22 protein-coding genes are annotated in these 25,910 nt (G+C 38.1%); all 22 read right to left on the bottom strand.

Going from position 1 to position 25,910, the window contains the following annotated elements:
* Nucleotides 1–2 precede the first annotated feature (2 nt).
* The 22 genes from QKW49_RS16145 to QKW49_RS16040 all read right to left on the bottom strand — a co-directional run bounded on the left by QKW49_RS16145 (nucleotide 3) and on the right by QKW49_RS16040 (nucleotide 25,735).
* Entirely contained in the window at nucleotides 3–167 is a 165-nt protein-coding gene (locus QKW49_RS16145; protein ID WP_282863693.1) for a hypothetical protein, read from the bottom strand.
* Nucleotides 168–261: 94 nt separating this feature from the next.
* The gene (locus tag QKW49_RS16140) at nucleotides 262–1,059 is read right to left on the bottom strand and encodes a Cof-type HAD-IIB family hydrolase (protein WP_282863692.1); all 798 of its coding nucleotides are present in this window, start codon (nucleotides 1,057–1,059) and stop codon (nucleotides 262–264) included.
* Nucleotides 1,060–1,187: 128 nt separating this feature from the next.
* Complete coding sequence (locus QKW49_RS16135) at nucleotides 1,188–1,721, bottom strand: hypothetical protein (protein ID WP_282863691.1); 534 nt, start codon at nucleotides 1,719–1,721, stop codon at nucleotides 1,188–1,190.
* A 213-nt stretch (nucleotides 1,722–1,934) separates the two neighbouring features.
* Complete coding sequence (locus tag QKW49_RS16130; protein WP_282863690.1) at nucleotides 1,935–2,564, bottom strand: DnaJ domain-containing protein; 630 nt, start codon at nucleotides 2,562–2,564, stop codon at nucleotides 1,935–1,937.
* Entirely contained in the window at nucleotides 2,548–3,438 is an 891-nt protein-coding gene (locus QKW49_RS16125; RefSeq protein WP_282863689.1) for a DUF5685 family protein, read from the bottom strand. The genes QKW49_RS16130 and QKW49_RS16125 overlap by 17 nt, the downstream gene beginning before the upstream one ends.
* Nucleotides 3,439–3,645: 207 nt before the next feature.
* Nucleotides 3,646–5,916, bottom strand: coding sequence for an AAA family ATPase (locus tag QKW49_RS16120; protein WP_282863688.1), 2,271 nt, complete (start codon nucleotides 5,914–5,916; stop codon nucleotides 3,646–3,648).
* A gap of 41 nt (nucleotides 5,917–5,957) precedes the next feature.
* Nucleotides 5,958–7,067: a DNA repair exonuclease gene (locus QKW49_RS16115; RefSeq protein WP_282863687.1), complete on the bottom strand. Its 1,110-nt coding sequence runs from the start codon at nucleotides 7,065–7,067 to the stop codon at nucleotides 5,958–5,960.
* A 125-nt stretch (nucleotides 7,068–7,192) separates the two neighbouring features.
* The gene (adhE, locus tag QKW49_RS16110) at nucleotides 7,193–9,799 is read right to left on the bottom strand and encodes a bifunctional acetaldehyde-CoA/alcohol dehydrogenase (RefSeq protein WP_282863686.1); all 2,607 of its coding nucleotides are present in this window, start codon (nucleotides 9,797–9,799) and stop codon (nucleotides 7,193–7,195) included.
* 396 nt (nucleotides 9,800–10,195) lie between these two features.
* Nucleotides 10,196–10,441 (bottom strand): (2Fe-2S) ferredoxin domain-containing protein, encoded by a 246-nt coding sequence (locus tag QKW49_RS16105; RefSeq protein WP_282863685.1) that lies wholly within the window; start codon nucleotides 10,439–10,441, stop codon nucleotides 10,196–10,198.
* A 35-nt stretch (nucleotides 10,442–10,476) separates the two neighbouring features.
* The gene (locus QKW49_RS16100) at nucleotides 10,477–12,159 is read right to left on the bottom strand and encodes a 2Fe-2S iron-sulfur cluster binding domain-containing protein (protein WP_282863684.1); all 1,683 of its coding nucleotides are present in this window, start codon (nucleotides 12,157–12,159) and stop codon (nucleotides 10,477–10,479) included.
* 3 nt (nucleotides 12,160–12,162) lie between these two features.
* A complete protein-coding gene (locus tag QKW49_RS16095) occupies nucleotides 12,163–14,034 on the bottom strand; it encodes an NADH-quinone oxidoreductase subunit NuoF (protein WP_282863683.1) in 1,872 nt (623 codons plus the stop codon).
* Nucleotides 14,031–14,513, bottom strand: coding sequence for an NAD(P)H-dependent oxidoreductase subunit E (locus tag QKW49_RS16090; protein WP_282863682.1), 483 nt, complete (start codon nucleotides 14,511–14,513; stop codon nucleotides 14,031–14,033). Before QKW49_RS16090 ends, QKW49_RS16095 begins: the two co-directional genes overlap by 4 nt.
* A 366-nt stretch (nucleotides 14,514–14,879) precedes the next feature.
* Entirely contained in the window at nucleotides 14,880–16,484 is a 1,605-nt protein-coding gene (locus QKW49_RS16085) for a zinc ribbon domain-containing protein (protein ID WP_282863681.1), read from the bottom strand.
* A 15-nt stretch (nucleotides 16,485–16,499) separates the two neighbouring features.
* The gene (locus QKW49_RS16080) at nucleotides 16,500–17,672 is read right to left on the bottom strand and encodes a SpoIIE family protein phosphatase (RefSeq protein WP_282863680.1); all 1,173 of its coding nucleotides are present in this window, start codon (nucleotides 17,670–17,672) and stop codon (nucleotides 16,500–16,502) included.
* Complete coding sequence (locus QKW49_RS16075) at nucleotides 17,669–19,390, bottom strand: [Fe-Fe] hydrogenase large subunit C-terminal domain-containing protein (RefSeq protein ID WP_282863679.1); 1,722 nt, start codon at nucleotides 19,388–19,390, stop codon at nucleotides 17,669–17,671. The genes QKW49_RS16080 and QKW49_RS16075 overlap by 4 nt, the downstream gene beginning before the upstream one ends.
* The gene (locus QKW49_RS16070) at nucleotides 19,387–19,635 is read right to left on the bottom strand and encodes a (2Fe-2S) ferredoxin domain-containing protein (RefSeq protein ID WP_282863678.1); all 249 of its coding nucleotides are present in this window, start codon (nucleotides 19,633–19,635) and stop codon (nucleotides 19,387–19,389) included. Before QKW49_RS16070 ends, QKW49_RS16075 begins: the two co-directional genes overlap by 4 nt.
* 237 nt (nucleotides 19,636–19,872) lie before the next feature.
* Complete coding sequence (locus QKW49_RS16065; RefSeq protein ID WP_282863677.1) at nucleotides 19,873–20,313, bottom strand: hypothetical protein; 441 nt, start codon at nucleotides 20,311–20,313, stop codon at nucleotides 19,873–19,875.
* 236 nt (nucleotides 20,314–20,549) lie between these two features.
* On the bottom strand, nucleotides 20,550–20,966 hold the full coding sequence (locus tag QKW49_RS16060; protein WP_282863676.1) for a hypothetical protein: 417 nt from the start codon (nucleotides 20,964–20,966) through the stop codon (nucleotides 20,550–20,552).
* Nucleotides 20,967–21,107: 141 nt separating this feature from the next.
* On the bottom strand, nucleotides 21,108–22,076 hold the full coding sequence (locus QKW49_RS16055; RefSeq protein WP_282863675.1) for an acyl-CoA dehydratase activase: 969 nt from the start codon (nucleotides 22,074–22,076) through the stop codon (nucleotides 21,108–21,110).
* A 338-nt stretch (nucleotides 22,077–22,414) separates the two neighbouring features.
* Entirely contained in the window at nucleotides 22,415–23,569 is a 1,155-nt protein-coding gene (locus QKW49_RS16050) for a 2-hydroxyacyl-CoA dehydratase (RefSeq protein ID WP_282863674.1), read from the bottom strand.
* Nucleotides 23,566–24,567, bottom strand: a complete 1,002-nt coding sequence (locus QKW49_RS16045; RefSeq protein WP_282863673.1) for an acyl-CoA dehydratase activase-related protein — start codon at nucleotides 24,565–24,567, stop codon at nucleotides 23,566–23,568. Before QKW49_RS16045 ends, QKW49_RS16050 begins: the two co-directional genes overlap by 4 nt.
* 139 nt (nucleotides 24,568–24,706) lie before the next feature.
* Entirely contained in the window at nucleotides 24,707–25,735 is a 1,029-nt protein-coding gene (locus QKW49_RS16040; protein ID WP_282863672.1) for a potassium channel protein, read from the bottom strand.
* Between the last annotated feature and the right edge of the window lie 175 nt (nucleotides 25,736–25,910).

Raw genomic sequence — 25,910 nt, 5'->3', positions numbered from 1 at the left:
TTTTATTCAAATCCTTTTTTTGTGGTCATATTATTCGGCGGGGTCTTATAGGGATTTTTCTTTTTGTAACTTTGGGCAGGATCCATATCCTTCAGATCTTTTTCTTCTACCATCTCACCTTTAAAGCCTGCACGCCGATTATCATACAATACATCTTTTTTCGCCATCACAATCCCTCCTATTTAGTTAATAGTGAACAGTTAATAGCTAATAGTTAATAACTATTGTCGCTATTAGCATTTCCTATCGGATGGCATATTATTAAAGAATAAACTTTTCAATGGCATGGGCCACGCCGTCTTCCATATTGGATCGTGTGACATGATCAGCTAGATTCCTAACTTCTTTGGGGCCGTTGCTCATGCATACCCCTAACCCAGCATATTCTATCATGCTGATATCGTTGTATGTGTCTCCGATTGCCATTGTCTCTTCTCGTTTTATTCTGAAATGATCTGCTAAAAACCGTACAGCGGCACCTTTAGTCCCGAATTTATTAGTAAATTCAAGAAAATAAGGTTTAGAGAAGAATATATATACCTCTTCATCCACTATCTTTTCTAGCTCGGATTTTATTTCTTTTAACTTCTCATGTTCATCAATAAATAAAATTTTGGTAGCGGGATCACTTATAAATTCACTCAATTTTCCTACTTCTCGCATTGGCACATGCTGGGACAGGCTGCGATAAAACTCTCCTCTCTCAGTCATTTCGTTTATATAAACGGTATCATTCATATACATATTGCAGTGGATATTATTTTCCTCCGCATATTTTAATATCGGCATTGCATCCTGAAGAGATAATTCTTTCTTATACATTACTTCTCCGGTTTCGGTATCTACTATTCTTGCTCCCTGATAAGAAATGACGGGAATCTCCAGACCCAATACATCTAAGTAATGATGTACCGATTGCGTAGCCCTTCCCGATGCCAATGTTACTTTGACGCCTTTTTCAACAGCAGCACGTATCGCTTTGATATTTCTCTCACTGATGGTCAGATCTTCACGTAAAAGCGTATCATCCAGATCTATGGTTAATAACTTGTATTCCACTTTTGTGCCTCTCTTTCTTTTATTCGTTCATTGGAAATCAAACATGTCCTTAGAAGGATATGAAACAGTGCTGAATCGGATTTTATCGTATTCTTCTCTATATTTCTGTGAACCGTAAACCAACAATACTATTTTTCCAGCCTCAGCATTTTTCTCAGCCTGTATTTATAATAACCTATCGCTACACTATATCCGTAATCATATACAATAAAAGCTACTTCTCCTAATATTATAGTTACCCAAATAGGAAACCGTGCATTAATACTCTCAAATAATATTTCTATCACAATGATATATAATATATACATTGCAGCATTAAATAATAGTATTTTGATAATCCATTCCAATGCAAGACGGTTGATTTTTTCAATATAAAATTTGATAATTCCATAGTAGCCGAAAAATAATACATATGGAATAAGCATCAGCTTATTCGGTATGATGATGAGTGCCAGTATCGATGTAGCCGCATAAGCAGCCACAGCGGCGCCAGTGCCAAACTCTACCACCAGTGCAAGGAGAAACATAGAACTTATTGCGTAAAAAAACAACCTATTGGTTGGGAGTATACTGGCGATATAAAGGCATATCACTGCCAGAGCGGTTGCAAAACCGCCAAGAGCGACCTTTTTGCCTATGCTGCTTCTATTCGTATCCGTCACAACGATACACTCCTCATCCTATTTACTATACTTGTCTAGAAATATATACCATACATTAATTTCTCACTATATTGTCTGTTGTAGGGGCAGGCCTTGTGTCTGCCCTAAAGATGTATATCTATCCCAATTATTCGGGCAGACACAAGGCCTGCCCCTACCTATATTAAAAATATTGTGTGTTTTTAGATACCATATCATTCATTTACAAATTTCCTAACAACAGCTGATTAAATCTCCACCCATACATTCACAACAGCAGTCGGCACAAATCATGGATGTGCAGCAGTCACAATTAGACATACCTCCGCCATATCCCATGCCTCTTCCTACGTTTCTATAGCCGGTATTTCTAAATGAAATATTATTTAATGCCGCACGGTATTCAACATTATTGGGATTCATGTTTACTGCACGCTGAAAATATTGATGCGCTTGATCATACCAGCCCCTTCTTACAAATACGGCACCTTTTAAGAAATACCATTCTGCATCCCGGTTGCTTATCTCTTCCAATATCCTGTCTGCTTCCGTTATATTTCCGGACTCAACCAACCGCCGGATATGCGCATAACCACCTTGGCTGCTACTATTATTATATTGCTGCTGATTCCAATTATTACTCTGGGTATTTCTTTGATTATACTGGCGGTTTGCGCCTTTATTTTTCATCAAATAATCATATGCCTCATTTATTTCCTTCATTTTCTCCTGTGCCAAATCCGAAAGCGGATTATTAGCATATTGATCGGGATGATATTTTCTCGCCAAATCACGGTAAGCTTTTTTTATCTCATCCTCACCGGCGCTTTCCCGCACTCCTAAAACTTCATAAGGATTTCTCATTTTTAGTACAACCCCTTTTTCTTCCAAATATTTGCTGCATCTTATCTCTGGTTCCCATATAAATAATATTCTCCAAAATAGCTTTATTACGTTCTATATCAAGCAATTCAAAGCTTTTCGCCGTATTATCCAGTGTAAAAGTCAAAGACATTTCCATCTGTTCCTTCACTCTTGTTATAAATGCTTCTGCATCCTCGTTAACATTATACTTATATTGTAATAATACGGGATTATAATTTTTTTGTCTTATATCCGTCTCAACATCATGAAAAGCATCAAGAATATAAATCCATCTTCCAAGGTTATACCCAACCCATGCCAGAATTCTTTGCATCTTCTCATCTGTAATATACGGAGGTACAAAAATCTCTTGCATCAACACAGCAAAAGCATCTGCACTCTCATCTATTATGTCACATTTCGCTTTCTCCAACTCCGATAATTTGCCAAGACTTTTACGAATACCCTCATATTTTTCCGGATATTTCTTTCTAGCCTTCCGCAATGGAAGTACATATGCCCACAGCGCAAATAATGAAGGAATAGATCTATCATCCTTCCAGTCATCCAACAACTTGAAATATGTGAGTATTACACTCATGTATGCGCTGTATTGAATGTGCTCATTCATCCATACAACCGGCTTTTTCTTAATAGGATTCGTTATACATCCCTCTTTGTTGATTTTCTCATCTTGTCCATCTATAGAGGATAATAACAATGCAAGAAAGGTAAAATCATAATTCAGGCCCATTCTTACAGCTTGATTAAACTCTTTCCCAAGAGCTTTGCACAATCCACAGTAATATGCTTTAAACCAATGATACTCTCGTACCTTCAATTCATCTTTATAGGGGGTAACATAACCGAACAACCTTTTCACTCATTTCTATATGAAAATCACTGTTTTAACCTGCATTATTCTTCCTCTTTGTTAATTCTTGTTTTAATATATCTGTTTTATTATCGTAATCTATATCTATTACAACGCTTCTTACTATACCGGCTTTTATGATATATAAACATTGTAAATTAATACACTATAAATCGCAATAAAATTGTAGATGTTTTTAATTTATTATCACAGTATGACCGTATTATAATTTACATCTATTCTCTCTAGAAACTCCAATTCTCTTTTATGGCAGGTAAAAAGGACAATCTGCCTATCTTGCGCTGCCGGCACTAGGAAACTCAATATATTTTTCAACCTGTTATCATCATATTGAGAAAAAGGCTCATCAACAATAAGCGGGAGTGTCTCATGAGCAGATAGCATTTTAGTGATGGCCAGCCTTAAAGCAAAGTACATTTGATCAATAGTTCCTGCGCTCAATGCCTTTAAATCAAGCATGCCATGATCAATATCACGGATTAATACGTTCAAATCGGAAGCGGTATCTACATCATAATATTTATTTCCGGTGACAACTTTCATGATATCTCCTGTATACTGATTTAGTACAGGCGCATAATTTTGCTGCACTTCTTTTAATGACTGCTCCATAAAGTGTTTGGCAATATCCACAGCTTCTCTGGTTTCTTCATACTCTTTCTTTTCTTCCAATGCCAGTTCCATCTGTTGTTCCAAATCACCGGGATGCGTATATTCTTTTAATAAATATTCAAGTTCTTTATTCATTGCACCCATGCTCAGTTCTATTTGTCGCATTTTAGTTTCTTTTTCATCAATTAACTGTGCCATCTGCACCGCCGTCATTTGTTCATCAATCCCGTATTTTTCTGAAAGCTGCATATATTTCTGAGGGGCAACTCCTTCCCGCTCATCCCAACATATATCATCTAAAGCTTTTTTCGTCATTTGCAAACTTTCGTCCATCGTCGCCGCTTCTTTTCTATATCCTTCTATCTGTCTGATGATTTCCATACGCGCATGGAAGCTTTGCATTATTTCGTGCATGACCATATTCAGCGAATCTTCTTCAACATCCTGTATGCCAAGTTGTTTAAATGACTCATAAAGGGCCTTTTTAGTATGATTCCTTTTCTCAAAGCTTTTCTCATATTCGTATTGCATATCATTGATTAGTTTCTGCAGTACCTGCACACTTTCATGGGACTTTGTTTTTTCTTCAAGCTGCTCATTCTTTATTTCCAACTGTTCCATCCTGTACCTTGCTCCATTACCATAGCTTGAAAACAGCAAAAATATGACCGGTACCAGCGCAAATAACGAATATCCCCAAGGGTGGATGTTTCCAAGCAGCATCGCACCTGCAACTGATAGCAGTACACCTGCCATTGCCGCCCATTTCCCTATGCGCAGGCCATTCTCTAGCTGCAGTATTTTATCTTCTATCAGCTGGGCGCGTACATCTGCCTGCCCCCAATCTTGTGTACCGCTCTGCAGACGTTTTTGAGCTGCTTCTCTTTCTACTATATATTGTCCCATTTTATCTTTAATTTCCTGCATATGACCTTCTGCTTGCTGAAATTCGTTAAAGTGCCTTTCTAACTCTTCCACATCTTTCTGAGTAAGGTGAGCGATCTTTTCATATATAAATAGCTGTTGTTCTAATCTTCCTCGCTTCATCAGAATTTGTTCCAGTCTGTTTTCCAACTGTTCATAATGATGCATTAAAGGAATCCTTTTGCTGTGTTGGAGCAGTCTTAACTCCTCAATTTCATTCTCCATCATTTGCTTTTTCCCTTTTAACTCAGCAAGGTTTTTTTGTACTTCTCTCGCTTGTCCAATACCATCATTCGCTTTTATTAACATCTCTTGCAAATGGTCGACCCGTTGATTCGCCTGAACAAGCTTTTTGTGTTTTCCTGTACTTCCCGTACCTATACTGTCTTTCAGTTCCTCCAGTTTCTTAACAGCCTGATTATAATCAATACTCTCATCTCCATAATGTGTTAAGCGCACCAGCCGTTCTACCACATCTTTGTTATCTTTTTTTTCAGTGCGTACTTCCATCTGCTTTATAAATACAGAGGCTTCAAATGACGTAAGGCTGAGTCCGGTCTGTTCTTCCATGAATAACACATTTCCTTTATGCACAGGAAATAAAGGTGTTACTTCGGTATATGGCTCCAGCATATACACCGATGTGGCTTTTCGGTTAAAATTTTTTTCAACCGTATATGACTGCCCATTATCAAGGGTATAGGTTAAAATATTTGCATTCCCAAACTTTCCGGAATCCCATGGCAAGTATTTTTTTTCTTCTTTTTTATCCAGATAATACAACATTGCCTTCATAAACATATGGACGGTCGTCTTCCCTGCCTCGTTTCCTCCATATACCACATTGAGTCCTTTTTCAAAAAAAAGCTCCTTCTTGGCAAATCTTCCAAAGTTATTGATTGATAGCATATCTATTCTCAATGAATGTTCACCTCATAAACCAATTAATTTAGCACAAGAGATTAATTTAGCGCATCCAATCCCAGGTAAAGTGCTTTATACAGCAAATTTCTTCTTTGCTCATCTTGTTCCATATCTATTTCATTTAACAGTTTTCTGACAAATACACCTTTAAGATTCTGCTGCTTTCGCAAATCGTCCAGTGGATAATCCGGACATGTATGATCAACAACCTTTAAATAAAAACACCAATCAGCTAAGCGGGATGTTATCAATTGCACATCTATATCCAGTTCCTTGGCTTTCTTTCCTGTTAAAACGATCCTAACAAGATCGTCATTCATGTTTTCCAGCAACTTTTTCACGTGTTCTTCAATTTCGTTCATGTTTATTGCCCCGGAAATATCAACTTCTTGTGTTATACATTGTCTTTTGCTAAGCGCTATGGTTTGAAAGCGGACACCATTATCTGATATCTTGCCATAGATCACGCCATGCTTCCCCGGTTCATCAAATCCCATTGGTTCCGGACTTCCGCAATAGCCCACCCTGCTATCGTTTACCACATCTTCCCCACTCATTTTATGGATATGTCCCAATGCTGCGTAATCGAATCCAAGCTCTTTGATCTGACTGCTGCTGATAGGATGATACGGACATTCAGATGATCCGATATCTAATGTACCATGGGTTAGCAATATATTAATTTTAGATTTGTCGATATCTTTTATTTCATCTAATATAGATTCATACCGATACTTATTAGAAAACGCTCCTCCATATACCGCCATATTGTATTCAGTCAATTCTACCTTCTCCATCGTACTTTTAAATATATGAACATTTGTTGGCCAATCCAATATGGAATAATAGGAGTTTACCGTATACGGATCATGATTTCCCGGAGATATGAAAATACGTACTTTCGGAATTCTTTCTAATTGACGTTGTATAAATTCCGCTGTATTTTTGCTTATATATTCATGTTCAAAAAGATCTCCGGCGATTAAAAGTATTTGTACATCTAATTCTATCACTTTGTTAATAATGGCTATAAATGCATCTTGTATTTCCTGCCTTCTTTGTTTTGCTTTCATTTCGGTTAGTCCTGTTGAGGTAAATTTCGCATCCAAGTGGATATCACCGCAATGAATAAAGGATATACTTTCCATTACAGCTACCCCCCAAACATATGTTTTTATTAATTGTATACTATATCAGGATATATGTAAATAGGGTGAAAAAGCAGCAAAGCCCAGGAATCACATATTCCTGGGCTTTGCTGCTTTTTCACTGATTATTTTCCGTATGCTTTCATGTATATCTCTTCCAATTCTTTCACTAACGGCATTCTCGGATTTGCTGTAGTACATTGGTCTTCAAATGCTCTGTCGGCCAATGCCGGTACCTTTGCTGTGAATAGCTTTTTATCTATACCGCAATCTGCGATGGTCGTAGGAACATTAATATCCTTCATTAATGCTTTTACCGCTTGAACCAAATTTTTAACCCCTTCTTCGGTAGTTGAAGCCGGTAACTCTATCGCTTTTGCGATTTCTGCATATTTCTTATCCGCTATAAAAGTCTCATATTTAGGGAAGGATACAAACTTGGTCGGTTTCTGCGCATTATACTCTATGACATGGGGCAGCAGGATCGCATTTGCTCTTCCATGCGGTATGTGGAATTCTCCCCCTAATTTATGCGCCAAACTATGATTAATGCCTAGGAAAGCATTTGTGAAGGCCATTCCCGCAATACAGGATGCATTGTGCATTTTCTCTCTAGCAACCTTGTCATTTCCGTTCTTATATGCTTTAGGTAAATATTCAAACACCAACTGTATCGCCTTGATGGCTAATCCATCGGTAAAATCGGATGCCAATACCGATACATATGCTTCAATTGCATGTGTTAATACATCCATTCCCGTATCGGCTGTAACAGACGGTGGTACGGTCATTACAAAATTCGGGTCTATGATGGCTACATCCGGGGTCAATTCATAGTCAGCCAACGGATATTTTACATTCTTTTGTTTATCTGTGATTACCGCAAAGGAGGTTACCTCTGAGCCTGTTCCGGATGTTGTAGGAATGGCAACCATTCTTGCTTTGCTTCCTAGTTTAGGGAACTTATATACCCTTTTTCTAATATCCATGAACTTCAATCTCAATGAGTTAAAATCTGTCTCAGGATGCTCATAAAACAGCCACATCCCTTTAGCTGCATCCATCGCGGAACCTCCGCCTAACGCAATAATCACATCCGGTTGAAATTTATTCATAAGATCGCAGCCTTTTTTCACGGTATCTACCGATGGATCCGGCTCCACCTCAGAGAAGATTTCACAGTGTACATATTGTGACCTTTTTCTTAGATAATATAAAACCTTATCCACATAACCCAACTTTACCATATAAGGATCTGTTACAATAAAAGCTCTGGTGATGTCAGGCATCTTTTCAAGATACTGCGTTGATCCGTATTCAAAATAGATTTTTTCAGGAATCTTGAACCACTGCATGTTTACCATTCTCCTAGCCATTCTTTTTTTGTTAATCAAGTTGACAGCCGATACGTTAGAAGTTGTTGAGTTCTTTCCGAAGGATCCGCATCCCAAAGTAAGAGACGGCATATTGGTGTTATAAATATCTCCGATTGCACCATGTGTAGAAGGAGAGTTTACGATCAATCTTCCTGCCTTGATCCGGTTTGAAAACTCTTTAATCACACGTTCATCTTCAGAGTGAATTACTGCAGAGTGCCCTAAACCGCCGAATTCCACCATTTCTTCAGCTTTCTTAATTCCCTGCTCCGCATTGTCTACTACATAATATGCGAGAACGGGACTTAGTTTTTCCCTTGATAATGGGTACTGGGGACCTACCCCTTCCAGTTTTGCAATAAGTATCTTGGTATCCTGAGGCACATTTACTTCTGCCATCTTTGCAATCACATATGCGGATTGTCCAACCACCGCCGGATTCATTGCGCATTTCTTTTCATCGATCGCAAGCTTCTCAACCTTCGCTATTTCTTCTTTATTTAAAAAGTAGCACTTATTTTCTTTCATAAATATTTCAAATTCCTGAGCGATTTCTTTGTCAACGATAACAGCCTGTTCGGATGCACAGATCATACCGTTGTCAAAGGTTTTGGACATAATCAAATCTGTTGCCGCACGTTTTACACTTGCTGTTTTTTCGATATAGCAAGGTACATTTCCTGGGCCAACCCCCAAGGCAGGTTTCCCTGTACTATATGCAGCCTGCACCATGCCCGAACCGCCTGTAGCAAGAATTAAAGCGACACCCGGATGGTTCATCAAAAGCTGGGTCGCATCCAATGAAGGCTCTTCTACCCATAGGATACAATCCTCGGGCGCACCGGCTTTTATTGCTGCATCTCTGACTATTCTTGCTGCTTCCGCACTGCATTTCTGAGCAGAAGGATGGAATGCAAAAATGATAGGATTTCTGGTTTTGATTGAAATAATAGATTTAAACATGGTTGTGGAAGTCGGATTGGTAACCGGGGTCACTCCTGCAACAACGCCTATCGGTTCTGCTACTTCCACATAACCCTCAAGCTCGTTTTCATTGATAACTCCTACTGTTTTGTCGTATTTAATGCTGTGATAAATATATTCTGTGGAGAATATATTCTTGGTGATTTTGTCTTCGTAAACACCGCGTCCGGTTTCTTCTACTGCCATGCGAGCCAGACGCATATGCTCATCCAACCCTGCCATTGCCATCGCCTTGACGATTTGATCTACTTTTTCTTGGTCAAGCTCCATAAATCTATTCAATGCCTTTTGAGCTTTTGAAACTAATTGATCAATGGTTTGCCTTACATCTATTTCTTTTTTCACTTCATTACCAACTGCTTTTTCACTCATGATAAAACCTCCTTAAATCATTTATATCCAATAGTTTGTTAACTATTTAACAATTATAATTATACTACTTCGTTAAATTATTGTCAATATTAATTGTTAAAAAAATAACACATTTGCCGAAATTTTTTATGTGCGTAAAAGCCCACTCTATCGACGGGATATTTGATCAAAGACAATTAATATTACGGATGTATTTTTCGCTGATGAATATTTGGTACAAGAGGATGTGAAAAAGTGCTTAATTGGTCAGTCGCAAAGCACGGGGACGGACCTACCGCTTCCCTAAAAAGCAAGCGCAGCGGTAGGTCCGTCCCCGTGCTTCACTCCTTCTGTGTGCTAAATTCGACTTTATCACAATTTCCTAATACTCATCAGCGAAATCAGTACATTCCTATACTACAACAATGGTCTTACATGTTCTTCAAAGAATTGATTTATATTTTTTTCTGCAACCGAATAAACAGAACCTTCGTTTACTTTTACCGAAACTGCTTTTGTACACTCTCCCAAACAAAATGCCGCTTTCACTGTCACTTTATCCCCTGCATTCTGATCTTCTATCATTGTTTGGAATCCGTTAATGATATTATACGCTCCTTTAATATGGCAAGCACTGCCAATACATACATGGATGGTTACCATTTTTCTCACTCCTTTAAATGGATATTAACCTGAGCCTATCTATGGAGAAGGTGATGTTTATCTTTGAGCATGCCATTATAAAGTGCAACAACCATCGGATTCTCTTCCGATCTCTTGATCTGCGATGTTCTATCGGCCTTATAGATTCCTTTTGCTCTCTTCTGTTTCACTGAAGAATCTACAGGAAGCGGCTGTCCTGCCCCACCGATGCACCCACCGGGGCATGCCATTACTTCAACAAAATCATATTGCTTTTCTCCTGCTTGTATTTGCTCAACTAATTCCTGCGCATTTTTCAGACCATGAACGACCGCAATCTTTATCTGCTTTTCGTCGATCTCTACCACCGCTTCTTTCACGCCCTGCATACCTCTGGTTCCGACAAATTCAATCTCTTTCAGATTTTTTGCTGTTTTTTCCGTATAGCATCTTCTGAGTACCGCTTCTGCTACACCTCCGGTCACACCGAAAATAACACCCGCGCCGCTGGCAAGGCCAAAAGGCATATCCAGTGACTCACCTTCAAGCTGATTGAATATAATACCCGCTTCTTTAAGCATCAGCGCTAATTCTTGCGTTGTCAATACAATATCAACATCTTGTTCGCCATTTACACTCAGTTCAGGTCTGGATGCTTCATATTTTTTAGCTGTACATGGCATAATGGATACAACAACGGTTTCTCGGCTATCAATTTCTTTCATACTTCTATAATGTTCTTTAATGACCGCTCCAAACATCTGCTGAGGCGAACGACAGCTGGATATATATTGCTGCAATTGCGGATATTTTTGTTCTGCGAATCTTACCCAAGCAGGACAGCAGGAAGTAAATAATGGCAGTGCATTATCGCCTTTCTTGAGCTTATTCATGAATTCTTTTGTTTCTTCCATAACAGTCAAATCTGCTGCGATCGCAGTGTCATATACTTCATCAAAACCAAGCTTTCTCAATGCTGCTACAAGCTTGCCTGTTACAATCTCACCGGCAGGCAGTCCAAACTCTTCACCAATGGCTACTCTAACTGCAGGGGCGATCTGAACTACCACTCTTTTTTGAGGATTGTTTAATACACTCCACGCTTTGTCAGTCTCATTTTTAACGATGAGCGCTCCTGTAGGACATACAACCGTACATTGTCCGCAGTTGACACAATCCGCTTCCGATAACTGCTTATTGAAGGCGGGTGTCACTTTTATTTTAGAGCCTCTATACGCAAAACCAAGTACGCCTACCCCTTGTACTTCTTCACACATACGCACGCAGTCGCCGCAAAGAATGCATTTGTTAGGATTGCGTGTGATAGAGGTACTGCTTTCATCCAACGGATGATGATTATCAATGTTGTTAAAACGTATTTTCTTGATTCCAAACCGGACGGCCAGTTCCTGGAGCTTACACTTTCCGTTTTTCTCACAAACGGTACAATCTCTGCAGTGATTTGAAAGCAAAAGTTCTAAAATCATACGTCTGTGCTTCTGAAGTTTTGGTGTGTTGGTATAAACCTCCATCCCGCTTTTAGGAGGTGTGGAACAGGATGCAAAAGTTCCGCCCCATTTATCTTCCACCATACACATTCTGCACGCGCCATATATACTTAATTCAGAATGATAGCAAAATGTAGGTAAATCCACGCCTGCGTTTCTTACTACATCCAGTACATTCTTTTCATCATTATATTCTACTTTTTGTCCGTCTACAACCATATATCCCTTCATCTTTTATACCTCCTCAATTGCATTAAACGCACAGGACTGTAAGCAAGCACCGCATTTTATACATTTTTCCGCTATAATTGTATAAGGTTCTTTTATTTTTCCTTCAATTGCATTTGCAGGGCATATTCTCGCACATTTACTGCATCCTTTACATAGTTCTTTTTTGATTCGCAGCACCTTCAATGCCTGACATGTTTTTGAAGGACATTTCTTATCTACTACATGCGCAATATACTCATCTTTAAAATATTTCAATGTACTTACTACAGGATTCGCTGCGGTTTTACCCAATCCGCACAATGCCGTACTGCCAACGGTATCCGCCAAATCCAAAAGAAGATCAAGATCTTCTAAGGTTCCTCTTCCTTCTACGATACCTTCTAATATCTCAAGCATTCTTTTTGTTCCTTCACGGCAGGGAACACATTTTCCGCAGGATTCATTCTGCGTAAAGTTCATAAAGAATCTCGCCACTTCCACCATGCAAGTGTCCTCATCCATTACCACAAGACCGCCGGACCCTATCATAGCCCCTACTTTCTTAAGAGAATCGAAATCCAACGGAAGGTCAAGATGCTCTTCCGTCAAACAAGCACCTGAAGGGCCACCGATTTGCACTGCCTTCATTCTTTTATTATCCTTAACACCGCCGCCAATTTCAAAGATAACTTCTCTCAGGGTCGTTCCCATTGGTACTTCTATCAGACCGGTGTTATTCACATTACCGGTAATAGCAAATGCTTTGGTCCCAGGACTTTTTTCCGGTCCTATGGATTTATACCAGTCACTGCCTTTTAAAATAATGAGCGGCACATTCGCAAAAGTTTCTACATTATTCAGCACCGTAGGCTTAGCCCACAAACCCGCTTCAACGGTTCTTGGCGGTTTTACCCTCGGCATACCTCTCTCGCCTTCGATGGATGCGGTAAGCGCACTGCCTTCTCCGCATACGAAAGCACCTGCACCCTGGTTTACATTGATATTAAAATTGAATCCCGAATCAAGAATATTATTACCTAGCAGTCCGCACTCTCTGGCCTGAGCGATGGCTGTTTTCAATCTGTCAACCGCAAGGGGATATTCCGCACGTACATATATATATCCTTCACAAGCGCCGGCTGCGTATCCTGCGATACACATCCCTTCGATCATTCTATGAGGATCCCCTTCCATAATGCTTCTATCCATGAATGCTCCCGGGTCTCCCTCGTCACCATTACATACTACATATTTTATGGGGCTCGGCTGTGCCAATACCTGGGACCATTTTCTTCCTGCAGGATATCCGCCGCCGCCTCTTCCCCTTAAATTGGAATCGGAAATCATCTTGCAAACTTCTTCAGGAGTCATTTCAAACAGCGTCTTGCTTAGAGCATTGTATCCGCCTTTGGCAATATATTCTTTGATTGACTCCGCATCAATATGTCCGCAGTTTTCTAACACCATTCTTGTTTGCTTTTTGTAGAAAGGGATTTCTTCCTGGGCAGCATATGCTTTTCCTTCCCAATTATACATCAACCTTTCAACAGGTTTTCCTTGTATCAAGGTTGTTTCAACGATTTCTTCACAATCTTCCAACTGAACCTTGATGTAAAGATATCCATACGGTTCGATACGTACCAGGGGGCCCATTTCACAGAAACCGTGGCATCCGCTCTTCTTAACGCCTACCCCTTCATTTTCTTCTACAAGGTCAACATGGGTTAACAACCCTTTATCTTTTACTATTTCTGCAATCCTGTTATATATATTAATGGAACCTCCCGCTACACATCCGGTTCCTGCACAAACCAATACCTTTTGCTGTTGTTTATCTAGAGATTTGCTAAGCTGGCTCTCAAATTGTTTAAGGTGGTCAACTGTTTGTATTTTCATTGTTTTTCCGCCTCCCTGATTTCCTTGATCAATTTACCTGTGGACTCCGGTGTCATTTTTGCGTATACCTTATCGTTAACTGTTATAACCGGTGCCAGTCCGCACGCTCCCAAACACGATACGGTTTCTACAGTAAATAAAAAATCATCGGTAGTATGTTTTTCTGCACTTAGTCCAAGTTCAGTTCTCAATGCATTTAAGATGGGTATGGACTTTCTAACATGACAGGCGGTACCATCACAAATTTTGATAACATATTTCCCTTTAGGTTCCATAGAAAAGTTCTCATAGAATGTTGCAACGCTAAAAACCTTAGCCGGACTAACATTCATTGTTGTAGAAACATACATAAGTACTTCTTCCGGAAGATATCTGTATTCTTTTTGTATCTCCTGTAAAATCGCTATTAATGCAGATCTTTTCTTTTGATATTTTGCAATGATCTCATCTACTTTTTCTAACTGATAACTCTCAATCATTTAGAACTCCCCTTTCATCGTGTTGGACATCTATTTCAACTGTTCTATCTATACAGTTGATTGTTGAAATTAATTGTTAAAAAACTAACAATCACATTATATAATATCTTTATATACGCTTCAAACATAATACTTTATATATTTACAATCTTTTTTGGAAATACTTATTATTTAGATACGGTTTTTATCTACAAAAAACAAAGGATGCCTGAGGAAAATGATTTCCCTTAAGGCATCCTTTGTCAAATTGTCAGATAGCTGCTCTTTCATGAATCTCATGCTTACTATGTAAGTTTCAACCCGATGTTAGGCATTTCTCCTTAACTTCAGGTTATGGTGCGGCAGCAAAGACACCACTATATCATTTTATACAATTTGAATAATACCGTTCAAATCTTCTGCTTGCTCTATCTTTTTAATTAAGCTGTATTTCTTCTTGAATTCCTTGTTTCTCGTATTTTTACTTATATTTTTATAAAAATCTTCAACGGTTCTTTCAATCTCCTGAATAAAACCATCCATATTCTCACGGGGATTTCTTACATGATAGTTTAATCCCAGTACTTTATTTGTCAGTCTCACACCATCAGGCGTTTTTTCAATCTTTATCTTAAGACTTTGTTCATTATTACAATTCAATCTCCTGGCCACATTTAAGCTCCCTAGCTGTTCAATGTTCATTGTCTTTCCACAGGCAGTACATATAAACAGTTCTTTTGAAAACCTATTATGCCTTGTATTCAACCCGCATTCCGGGCAGGTACAGAACACACCCGCAGGACTGATTCTAATTGGGGTTGGCAGACCTTTTTCAGGCAGCTTGTAATCCAATATATGTCCAAGCTGATTATAACTGCTGCAGTTAATGCCTGGTATGGCCATTTCATGGCCGGCATCTATCCACTGCAATCTATCCCCTCGATCCATAAGAGATTTTATGATCACTTGGGATTTTTCCTTATATGCAACCTCTACAATGTTGTTTGCAATTCTATGAAGTTCATGAAGAGGCAATCTATTATTTACATACTTTTTGTTATGCTGAAGCGGTACCGGTTCACTGCAAACTATACTATTATTCCTGTCGACCACAGTATAATGGACCGGATTTCTCATTGCCCTTCCTATACCGAGGTAAGTCTGAACCTGTATTTTTTCATATTCTTCCATACTGATGCTTATGGAAAGATAATACTCTCCATTCTTTTTTATTAATCTTGCAGTCTTTAAAAGATCAGGATTCTCTAATGCTTTTTTTAAATGTTGTTCCTGCCATGTTCCGAATGAAAGAGGCAAAATCAAAAAACGTTCTTTTCTACCGCTGCTGGTTAACTGTCCCCCATTTTTGTGTATATACTTTAATTCTTTTGTCCCTGTATCGATAATCACTTTACGATCTTCATCTTTAATATTCATTAAATAAATCTTTGCATAATATCTATTACGCTGTGCATCATATAGTAAACAATAATCCCTATTCGCATCATATCTGCAAAAGAATAACGGCTTAAGCGTATCATTCTTTTTAATGACTTTATTTATCTGTTTCTCAAATTCAGACAAAGGCATTTTTTCATTTATAAGCTGGTGATGAATATGATCATATCTCTGTTCAAATTCCTGCTGCGAAATATAGGCCTTAGGATAGTTCGCATTGGGCTGAATCTCATTCAAACTCAGATAACTGGCTAATGTCATGCCAAAATCCAACTTTAGAGAGTCTTTTAATGGCTGGATATCAAATTGATTTAATTCTTTGCTTATCCTCTTATCTATCCACTTTGCAATATTCAATGCCTTATAGTTTCCGTTCCTATCCTTATAATTGTCTCTGATATCTTGTATTTCCGTATAAGCTTTATCTAACAAATATTGATAAGCACGAGAATAATTCCGCATGGCCCTATCTATTATTTCTTTTTTTCTTTTACTAGGATTATGAAGTTTTAGGGTAATCGTTCTTAAAATCATAATTTTCATCCTCTATTAAAAATACTCCACAATGACTTCCTTGCCCATCCTCTTTAAATATTTGGTTATTTCTTCAACTAGATTAAGCTTAATACTCAAATTCAAAGGTAAATCCGGATTTTGATGCGCCGGATTCATCGCTCTTCCTACAAGAAAATGCACGATTGTGCTTTGCTCAAGCAGAATCTTTGCTAATCGGGATGCCCCATCACTTTGATTTAATTTCAAAATATCTTGTATCGTACTCTCGGAAGACCAATATTTCTTTATATGCGTTAATGTTTTCCCTAATGTCAATACTCCTTCTGTTGTGAGGTCAATCCCTTCAATTTCTGCTGTTGGAGGTACTGAGGGATTAAAATAGTTAAAATTGGTTATTATTTCTTTATCCAGCTCCCTACTAACAATATGGGAGGTCGTTCCTCCGCAGACTACTTTCTTACCTTCATTAGCTATAAGCTTTTGTACTACACAGCTGTCTTTTTCATGATCTACCGGAGGTCCTACCATGATGGTCACAGTGAGTGGATTTCTTACCTTAACAGCCACTACTGTCGTATCATCCCCCGGTTTGTTCATATATAAGTTGTCACAAACCGATAATAGTAATTTTGCTACATTTGTAGGCGTGATATCCGGTTTATAGATTCTTTGCAAGTATTCTTTGACATTTTCTCTCTGCCATCCGAGATTTAAGGTTCCTCCAATGCCGGCATGAATCACACCGTCACTAATCATTATGAACAAGTCCTCAGGACTTACCTTGAATCTGCTCTCATTGATTAACTTACCGCTCATTTTCCTGGTTTGGCTCTTAATCTCGCAAAAATTGCCTTTCTTCATAAAAAACACCGCAGGATTATCGAACTCTACCAAATAAGCCTCGCCCGAACGAAAGACCTGAAGTATGGAAAATGTGGAATAGGCTATGCCTCTTTCCTTACATTCGGGAAGCGTGCTCGCAATTGTTTCTACAGCCTCTTCTATATCCGCTCCGTTAGTCAGCATGGTTCCAATAATTTTACTGGTCAAAGTAGCCAGAATATTTGCCTTTACTCCGCTCCCCAGACCATCTGCAAGTACGATAATCACCGAATCGCTGCTTCGGATGATTTCTACTTTATCCCCGCACAATTCCTCATTATGTTTGTGTAAACTTTCGAAGCTTGCTTCTACAAATAAACTCATTGTTCCTCACCAATATCCGACAAGATTGATTTTTTTAGTTTTGTTAAAGCTATTTTTGTTTCCGCTGTCGTTTCCCCTAATAAACTGGCTATTTCCTGTGCCACTCTCATTTGCTTCTCTATTACCTTCTGTGCGATATCTACAGTTTCGGATCTAACTTTATAAATCTGGTGCTGCTGTTTCTCTTCTTTTGTGATATCATTCATAATTGCAATAATAATTTGCTGGTCTTGCGCGTAAATAATAGACTGCTCTACCGTAATATCATATTTTTCATAATAATGTTTTTTGCCGATGATATTTTGTCCGCTTTCACTTACATATTCAAAATCAGCACAATCAAACATGGTATACACATGCTTGCCGATGACATCTTGTTTATTCAAATCAAACATCTGCTGCGCGGCCAGATTAACTTCTTGTATAGATAAATTTTTATTTAATGCCACAATAGCATTAGGTGTAGCTTCAATAATCAAATTTGAAATTGATTCCGCACGTTCACGCATATACGGCAGACACATATGGAGTTCTGCCTTGTTATAATATACTGCGATTGCTTTTTCTCTACAAGTAGAATATCCGCAAGCCCCGCAGTTTAATTCCATACTTTCGTCAAACTTGCCTATCTTACTGAGAATCCCTCGTATAGCTTCCTCGGTAGGAGGTGTATCACTCCGTGATTTATCAACAAATACTTTTCTTAGTTTGACATTCACATCTTCTACCACAGCCGGAGAAGATTCCTTTAAATTCTTTCTGACATACTCAACCAGTTTGTCTTTTGCTTCCAAATATCCATTTCTAACAGATTTGAGACAAGGTCCTCCCAAGCATCCTCCCGGACAAGCGTTCATTTCTATAAAGTAATTGCTCACTTCTTTGTTTTTTATAGAATCCAATATATCCATACATCGATCTACACCATCGACACTTACGCATTTATATGTTTTTCTTTCCTCTTTGCCTAATGTCCTGATGATGCCGCCCGGTGCAGGATAAAACCTTGCCAATGCATTACTGATTCCTTTAGGTTCTTCCGGTTCCAATGCATCTAAATCTATCCCTTCACTTTCCAGCCACTTGTTTAATTCGTCAAATGTGATAATCGCATTTACCATGCCATCGTTCTGCAAATCATTGCATTCATCCTTTTTAGAAATACACGGACCAATAAATACTACTTTTATTCGCGAGCCATATACCGCCCGCATCATTTTCGCATGCGCAATCATAGGCGATACCACAGGGGCTATCTGTGGGATTAATTCCGGATAATACTTCTCTATTAATAGCACCGTAGTGGGACATGCTGTAGTAATAATATTTTCCATATTGCCTTCATTAATAATTTTTTCATATTGTTTGGAAACTCTTGCTGCTCCTATGGATGTTTCTTCAACGTGTGTAAAACCAAGCAATTTTAATGCCGAAAAAACCTTTCTGCAGTCAGACACATGAAATGCTGAGGCAAAAGAAGGTGCCAGACTTACATAAACTTTTTCTTTCTTTTCTATATATTTTTTTACTTCATCAATATCACTTCGAACGCTTTTTGCATTTTGCGGACATACCAATAGACATTGTCCACAAAGGATACACTGCTCATCAATAATCTGGGCCTGCTCATTTTTAAATGAGATTGCTTTTACAGGACAGCTTCGAATACATTTATAACAATTTTTACAATTCGCTTCTTTAAATTTAATTATACTCATTTTAATCTCTCCATTACATGTTCCATGAACTTCTGCTCAGCATTAGATACTGTAACATTGGGTATAAAGTCGTCTCCGATTTTAATAGAAACTCCTTCGGTGCAACGCCCTAAGCAAAAAGATGCCTTTAATTCAACTTTTTCTTCTAACTTGTTGTCCGCTATCATATTCTGAAAAGTTTTAATAATGTGATATGAGCCTTTCAAATGGCATGAACTGCCCACACAAATATATATTTGCAACATTAAAGGCACCTCCAAATGTTTATTATATTTTAATATACTTATGTTAAATTATTAACAATTACTATTATACGGTTTTGTTAATTAATTGTCAATAATATCGCCCGCTTATAAGATACGGTTTTCTATGAATATTGTTATTTAGATACGGTTTTTATCTCTATATGAGTATCATGGGGACGGTGTTATTGATAAAAAGCGTTGTCAATAACACCGTCCCCATGACACTTTGCTATCTCTTTATGGCTGAATAGTGATGCTCTGATTAGAAAACACTTCTTCCCTATATGTATTCACAGCAATCTTCCCATCTACTACCCTTTTACTTTTCTCATTCACTACATATTCACCTTCAAAAAAGCTATCATCTGCTGCAGTATCTCCAAGTGTACCATCATTTCTTAATATGATTTCACCCGGCTGATTAGCTATTCTGGCAAATATCTCTGTGGTCCCCATTTCAGCTGTAAGCTCCGGATCAAAATTTTCAACTTCTACTTTTATATGGACCTTATCCCCCAATTTTAATACTTTATCCGCATCATGCGTAACTGATTTGACAGCAATTTCTCCCGGAGCCATTTTCGTACCAGTTCTATTTACGACTCTTGCGCCACAGGCGGTAAGAGAAATAATGACTCCCATACAGATTAGTAATGTTTTTGATAATCGCTTTACCATATCCAACACCCCATATACATCTATAAATATACTGATACTATTAGACGGACATCTATACTCAAAAGTTCCAAAGTATTTATGAAATTTATATAATGATGTGATATTGAAGAAAACTACCAATTATAGCTGTACTATAAAAAATTTCCACAACAGTCCACAATTACCGATCCACTGTAGAAAAACATCAATTATTCTGTGAACCGTGAACTGTGAACTGTGAACTGTGAACAATATACCTATCTTAATCTAAACTCTAAAACTCTAGTCAAAGTATCATGCAGCTTTTCAAATATTAATCCTGCTGCAAACCATGCCGGAGCGTAATCAAGACGTATTAAGCCGTTGATTTGATACTCGGTAGCTCCTGAATAATCCCAGGGACATACTCCTATAACACTTCTTATCGCCCATCCCGAAATATATTCTATTCCCCAGATTAGAAGTACCCAAACACCTCCTCTAATAATCCAAGGCATGAATCGGATTCTATCATGAATTGGTTCCAAAAGAATCGCTAACCCATATATAGGAAACATCCAAAGATATGTAGTTCCTCTTAATCTAATATCTCCTTGAAAAACAGACCACATACCTGTCCAAAAGATCTCCATAGCCCATCCTATAATTCCATATATAAAGAAACGTATTATCATAATAGTATTTTTTGTGGATTTATAATTAATTATTCTGTAAATTAAATACTATGATGAATATCAAAAATATCACGTATCCTAAAAATATAGCAGGGCAGACACGAGGCCTGCCCCTACACTTTAACACAGTATCTTCATAAGTTATCCGGCAATTGAATTAGCCCATTTGCCGCATTTATCCCCCCACATTGCCACTGTTTTTCCGTTTAAATCTACCTTGACTACCTCACAACAGTTTGCACATCCATTACATTCCATGCTAGCAGGAATAAAATCAAAATCTGCAGCATCAAACCCTCTAAATTTAGACTTTTTCCCTGATCTCTCAATATATTCCTTGGCAAGAATGGCAGCACCAATGGCACCCATCACATTAAAATGTTGCGGAATAATAATTTCACATCCTACCTCGCGCTCAAAAGCAGCTTTTATTCCCTTATTAGCAGCTACTCCTCCTTGAAATACAAAAGGAGGCTTTAATGTCTTTCCTCTGCCAAGGTTATTGATATAGTTTCGCACTAGTGCATCACATAACCCTTTGATAATTTCAGCTTTTGAAAATCCGAACTGCTGTTTTGCAATCATATCTGATTCAGCGAAAACAGTACATCTGCCTGCAATTCTTACATCTTTTTTCGCGGTTAATGCAAAGTCTCCAAATTCTTGAATAGGAACCCCTAACCGTTCCGCCTGATGATCCAAAAACGAACCGGTCCCTGCTGCACAAACAGTATTCATAGAAAAATCCACCACCATTTTATCTTTAATAAGTATGATCTTGGAATCCTGTCCGCCAATCTCAAAAATAGTGTTTACATCGGGGTAAAACTGCACCGTCGCAGAAGCATGGGCAGTGATTTCATTTTTTATTATATCCGCCCCAACCATGATTCCTGCCAACTGCCTTCCGCTTCCGGTTGTTCCTATCCCAGCTATTTTATCTATAGTACTATTAATATTTTCTCCAAGCATTTTGAGACCTTTTTTTACTGATTCCAACGGCTGTCCGTTGGTACGTATATATTCTTTATAGACTACATTATAATTCTGGTCCATAGCAATAACATTAGTGCTCACTGAACCTACATCAATCCCCACATATATCTTCATTGTATGTTCCCCCGTCATCTTTACATCAATACTGCTTGTTTAAACTTATCCGCCCCTACGACAACTCGTTTGATAGTACACTTGTAGGAAAATGTGGTAAAGTGCTTAACTGGTCGAAAATCAAACATGTGGACAGTCCCTCTGTTATGCCAAACCCAGGCAAACAGCAGGGACAGTCCCCAAGTTCGATTTCCTCTATGTACTGAATCGGACTTTATCACATTCTCCTATACATCTTGATAAATTGCAGATCTGACTTTCGTTATATAACAACCTGCATAATTGTCCATTGTACACTGTACACTATTCACTATTCATTATTCGTTATTCACTAAACATCATCCTGCCATCTCATGTTTTAAATATTGGGAAGTCCAAGCATCTTCTTGATCCAAGGCTTTCTGTTCTTTAGAAATACTCTTCTTGTTTTTTATCAGATCTATAAAAGCTTCCACCCTTGTCTGATTATTCGCTGTCCCCATCTGTTCGTCCAATGAAAGCGATAGGATAGGGATATTAAGCTGTTTGGATATTGCAGGTACCGCGCTTTGAGTCACAAGCTCCGGCAAGCACCCGAACGGCATGAGATGTATGATACCATCGAAGCCCCGTTCTTTAAAATTTACCATCCATCCGATATTCTCCATATCATGCCCGCCACAGTTAATTTTTACAAAGCTTCGAGCTTTTTCTATCATCTGATGAGATGTGCTTCCCCCAATAAATCCCGGCCTTATATTGTGATTGACCCAATCAGAAATATATTGAACATTTTCCACTTCTACGCCCATGTTATTCAGCACTTGCTCAACATCCATGTTCACAGAGCTTTCCATAATGACATAAATTTCTCCTACAATTCCTATTCTTATCTTTTCTTTATCAGGCCCTTCGGTTATTGGAACTGCATCCAGCATTTGATGTGCCTTTTGATAAATATCTTGGAGGTCATTTTCTACTTGACATAAATCATACATCTTTTGGATTTCAGACCGCACTCTATTAAAGTCTCCCCTTGTTTCCTCATATGCTCTTAATCGTTTTATCTTCTTTTCTATTTGATCCATCTGGTAGATCAACTGATAAACAAACCAAATATCTTTCGCAATTTTAAATATGGAAGATCCGTTTTTTACTTTTCTTAGATTACCATAGAACTCGCCGAAATCTTTAAAAATTGAATCGAAAATAACGATGTCAATATCATATCCCATACTTTTTAACACTCTTTGATGGACTTCTCCATATAAGCCTGCTCTGCAAGGTCCATGTCCTCCGGATGAGATAATCATTTCAACACCGGCTTGTGCAGCTTCAATGTATGTACCCATCATTACTTTAAAAGGAAAACAGATGAATTCGGGACTATACTTTACTCCTAGGTCAATGGTTCTTTGCGTCGGTTTAAGCGGCATGATTACTTCATGTCCAAGTCGTTCAAATAATTTTCTATAACCTGTAACACAACCCATATAGGGAAAAGAAACCTTCATGCGGATTCGCTCCTTTGATCAGCATATTTCTTTCTTTTTATCATATCAACAAAAGCTTCTACTCTGGTCTGCAGATGACTTTCTCCAGTATGCTCATCCACTCTTAATGTCATAAAAGGCTTTTGATAATTTTCACTTTCTAACTCCATCAATTTTCCGGTAACAGAATCCGGACCGCAACCAAAAGCAGTAACATGAATCAATCCGTCGATCTCTCCTTGTTCCAGCAGAGAAACGGCTGTCCCATAGATCTTGTCACTGAAAGTCCAATACAATCTTTTTGACTTTTTCCCAAATCTATTTGTAATGTCTTTTTGATTCATCATATCAAAAGTAATTACTTTGACATCCATCTCCTCTAATTTTTTAATAATATCCATACTTACGAATGAATCATATATGTTGTAAACATATCCTAAGACTCCCAGAGTTATTTCTGCAGGATTTTCATTCGAAATTTGCGGCTTTTTATCTTGACCGATACATGCCTGCTCCGCTTCCTCCATAGAAAGGCCGGACATGCAATAGTCCCTGAAAAGCTTCCAATGGCGTGCCGCGGTCTTTAAGGCTCTCTTCAACTGTTTCTCAGTAACATTTAATACGTTGCATAATGGACGGTAATTTTTCCATTCACAGGTATCCTCCCGTTTTCCGTTAATATCTACTGTCAACATTTTTTGACCGGCCTCTTCAATGGTATAACTCACCAATTCCGGCAAACCGATAAATTTTGGACAGAACCATTTATCCGCTTCTATACTCACAAACCGTGGAATAAAAATATAGTCTATTTCTTTAGATAAAAGGTTGATAACATGACCATTAAAAATTTTAATCGGAAGACATATCTCAGGTACGGTAACTTTTATCCCTTTCTGAATAAGACTTTTTGACGTGATATCAGAAATGACAACTTCTGCACCTAGTTCTTCAAACAAGCATTTCCATAAAGGATAGTAATAATAGTAAACCAATGCTCTTGGCAGACCTATCCTCACATAATCATCTCCCTGTATAGGGCATGTACCCTAAAATAAATGATATAATAATATATATGGATTAATTGAAAATATTACAAATCAATATTAACACTTTCACGGATTTTTGTGAATATGATTTTTTAAATTTTTTAGGCGTCTAGACTATTCTATTGCGAGCTATATATATGATAACATCATCTTTCGTTGTCAATCTATTTTTTTCAGGGTTAAGGATTAATTTACCATTTGCAATTCCTAATATAATCGCATCTTTTTTCTCCATATATGCCCAGCATAACTCTTTAAATGGTACCCCTACATCTTCATCCTGTACTCTGCATTCATATATTTCATTTCCATATGCAGCCGTCAATAACTCTTTTAATGCAGTACTTACATTCTTATATAATGCACTTCTTACCATGATCCTACCACTCATCTGGTTACTTATAATAATATCGTCCACATTGGCGCGCTGAAAGTGGGGAACATTTTCTTCATTCAATACTTCAGCAATAAGATGTACATTACTATTTTGCTTATCTACTGCAAGGCATATTAGAACCGACTTTGCATCTGCCATACCTGAGTTTATTAATTTTTCATCGGCTATCACCATTACTGTGCTTGCCTTTTGTATATTCGCTTTTACGAGGGTATCATCCTTTGTTGTATCCCCATGGACAAAATAGACACTATCATAAATCAGGTCAAGCTGCTCAATATCATCAACAATCACAACTTTTGCACACGGGTCCTCTTGCACCAGTTCTTCTATGATGATTTTACTTTTGCTGCCCCATCCAATCACTACAATATGATTTTCTATTTTCACACCCATCAAACCCATTCCTTTCCTTAGCCTGTTTTCTACAAAAATCGATGCTACCGCAGCGGTAATAAAGCCATAGGAGCTTATACCTACAAGCATCAGTATTGTTGCTACTACTCTTCCCCCTAATGTAGTGGGATAAAAATCACCGTATCCTACCGTTGTCGATGTCACCAATCCCCACCATATGGCATCTCCAATACCCAAATCCTGATTGACGGGACTTTCATAATGGTAATACGCCGCCGCACAGATAAATAAGCTAATTAGGCCTACTACCAAAAGTTTATATATATTGCTTTTTGTAAAAGACACATTCAATGCCTTCATTACATTCATAATCACTGACAACATCTCTTTTACCTCAAGAATAGATTTTTGTCTGTTACTTATTATATGCTTTTTTCTTTACTTTACTGCACAATAAAATTTTACGTTATATACGGATTTGATGGCTAGCCTCTAAGCGGTCTGAATGGCAAGAGTCCTACTGCAAAAAAGGTAATCAATATTATTTGAAAGCACTGTA

The sequence above is a fragment of the Petroclostridium sp. X23 genome, assembly GCF_030013905.1.
Lineage (GTDB): Bacteria > Bacillota > Clostridia > SK-Y3 > SK-Y3 > X23.
Note: the sequence above shows the minus strand (reverse complement) of the source record. Positions and strands in the feature narration are given on the sequence as shown.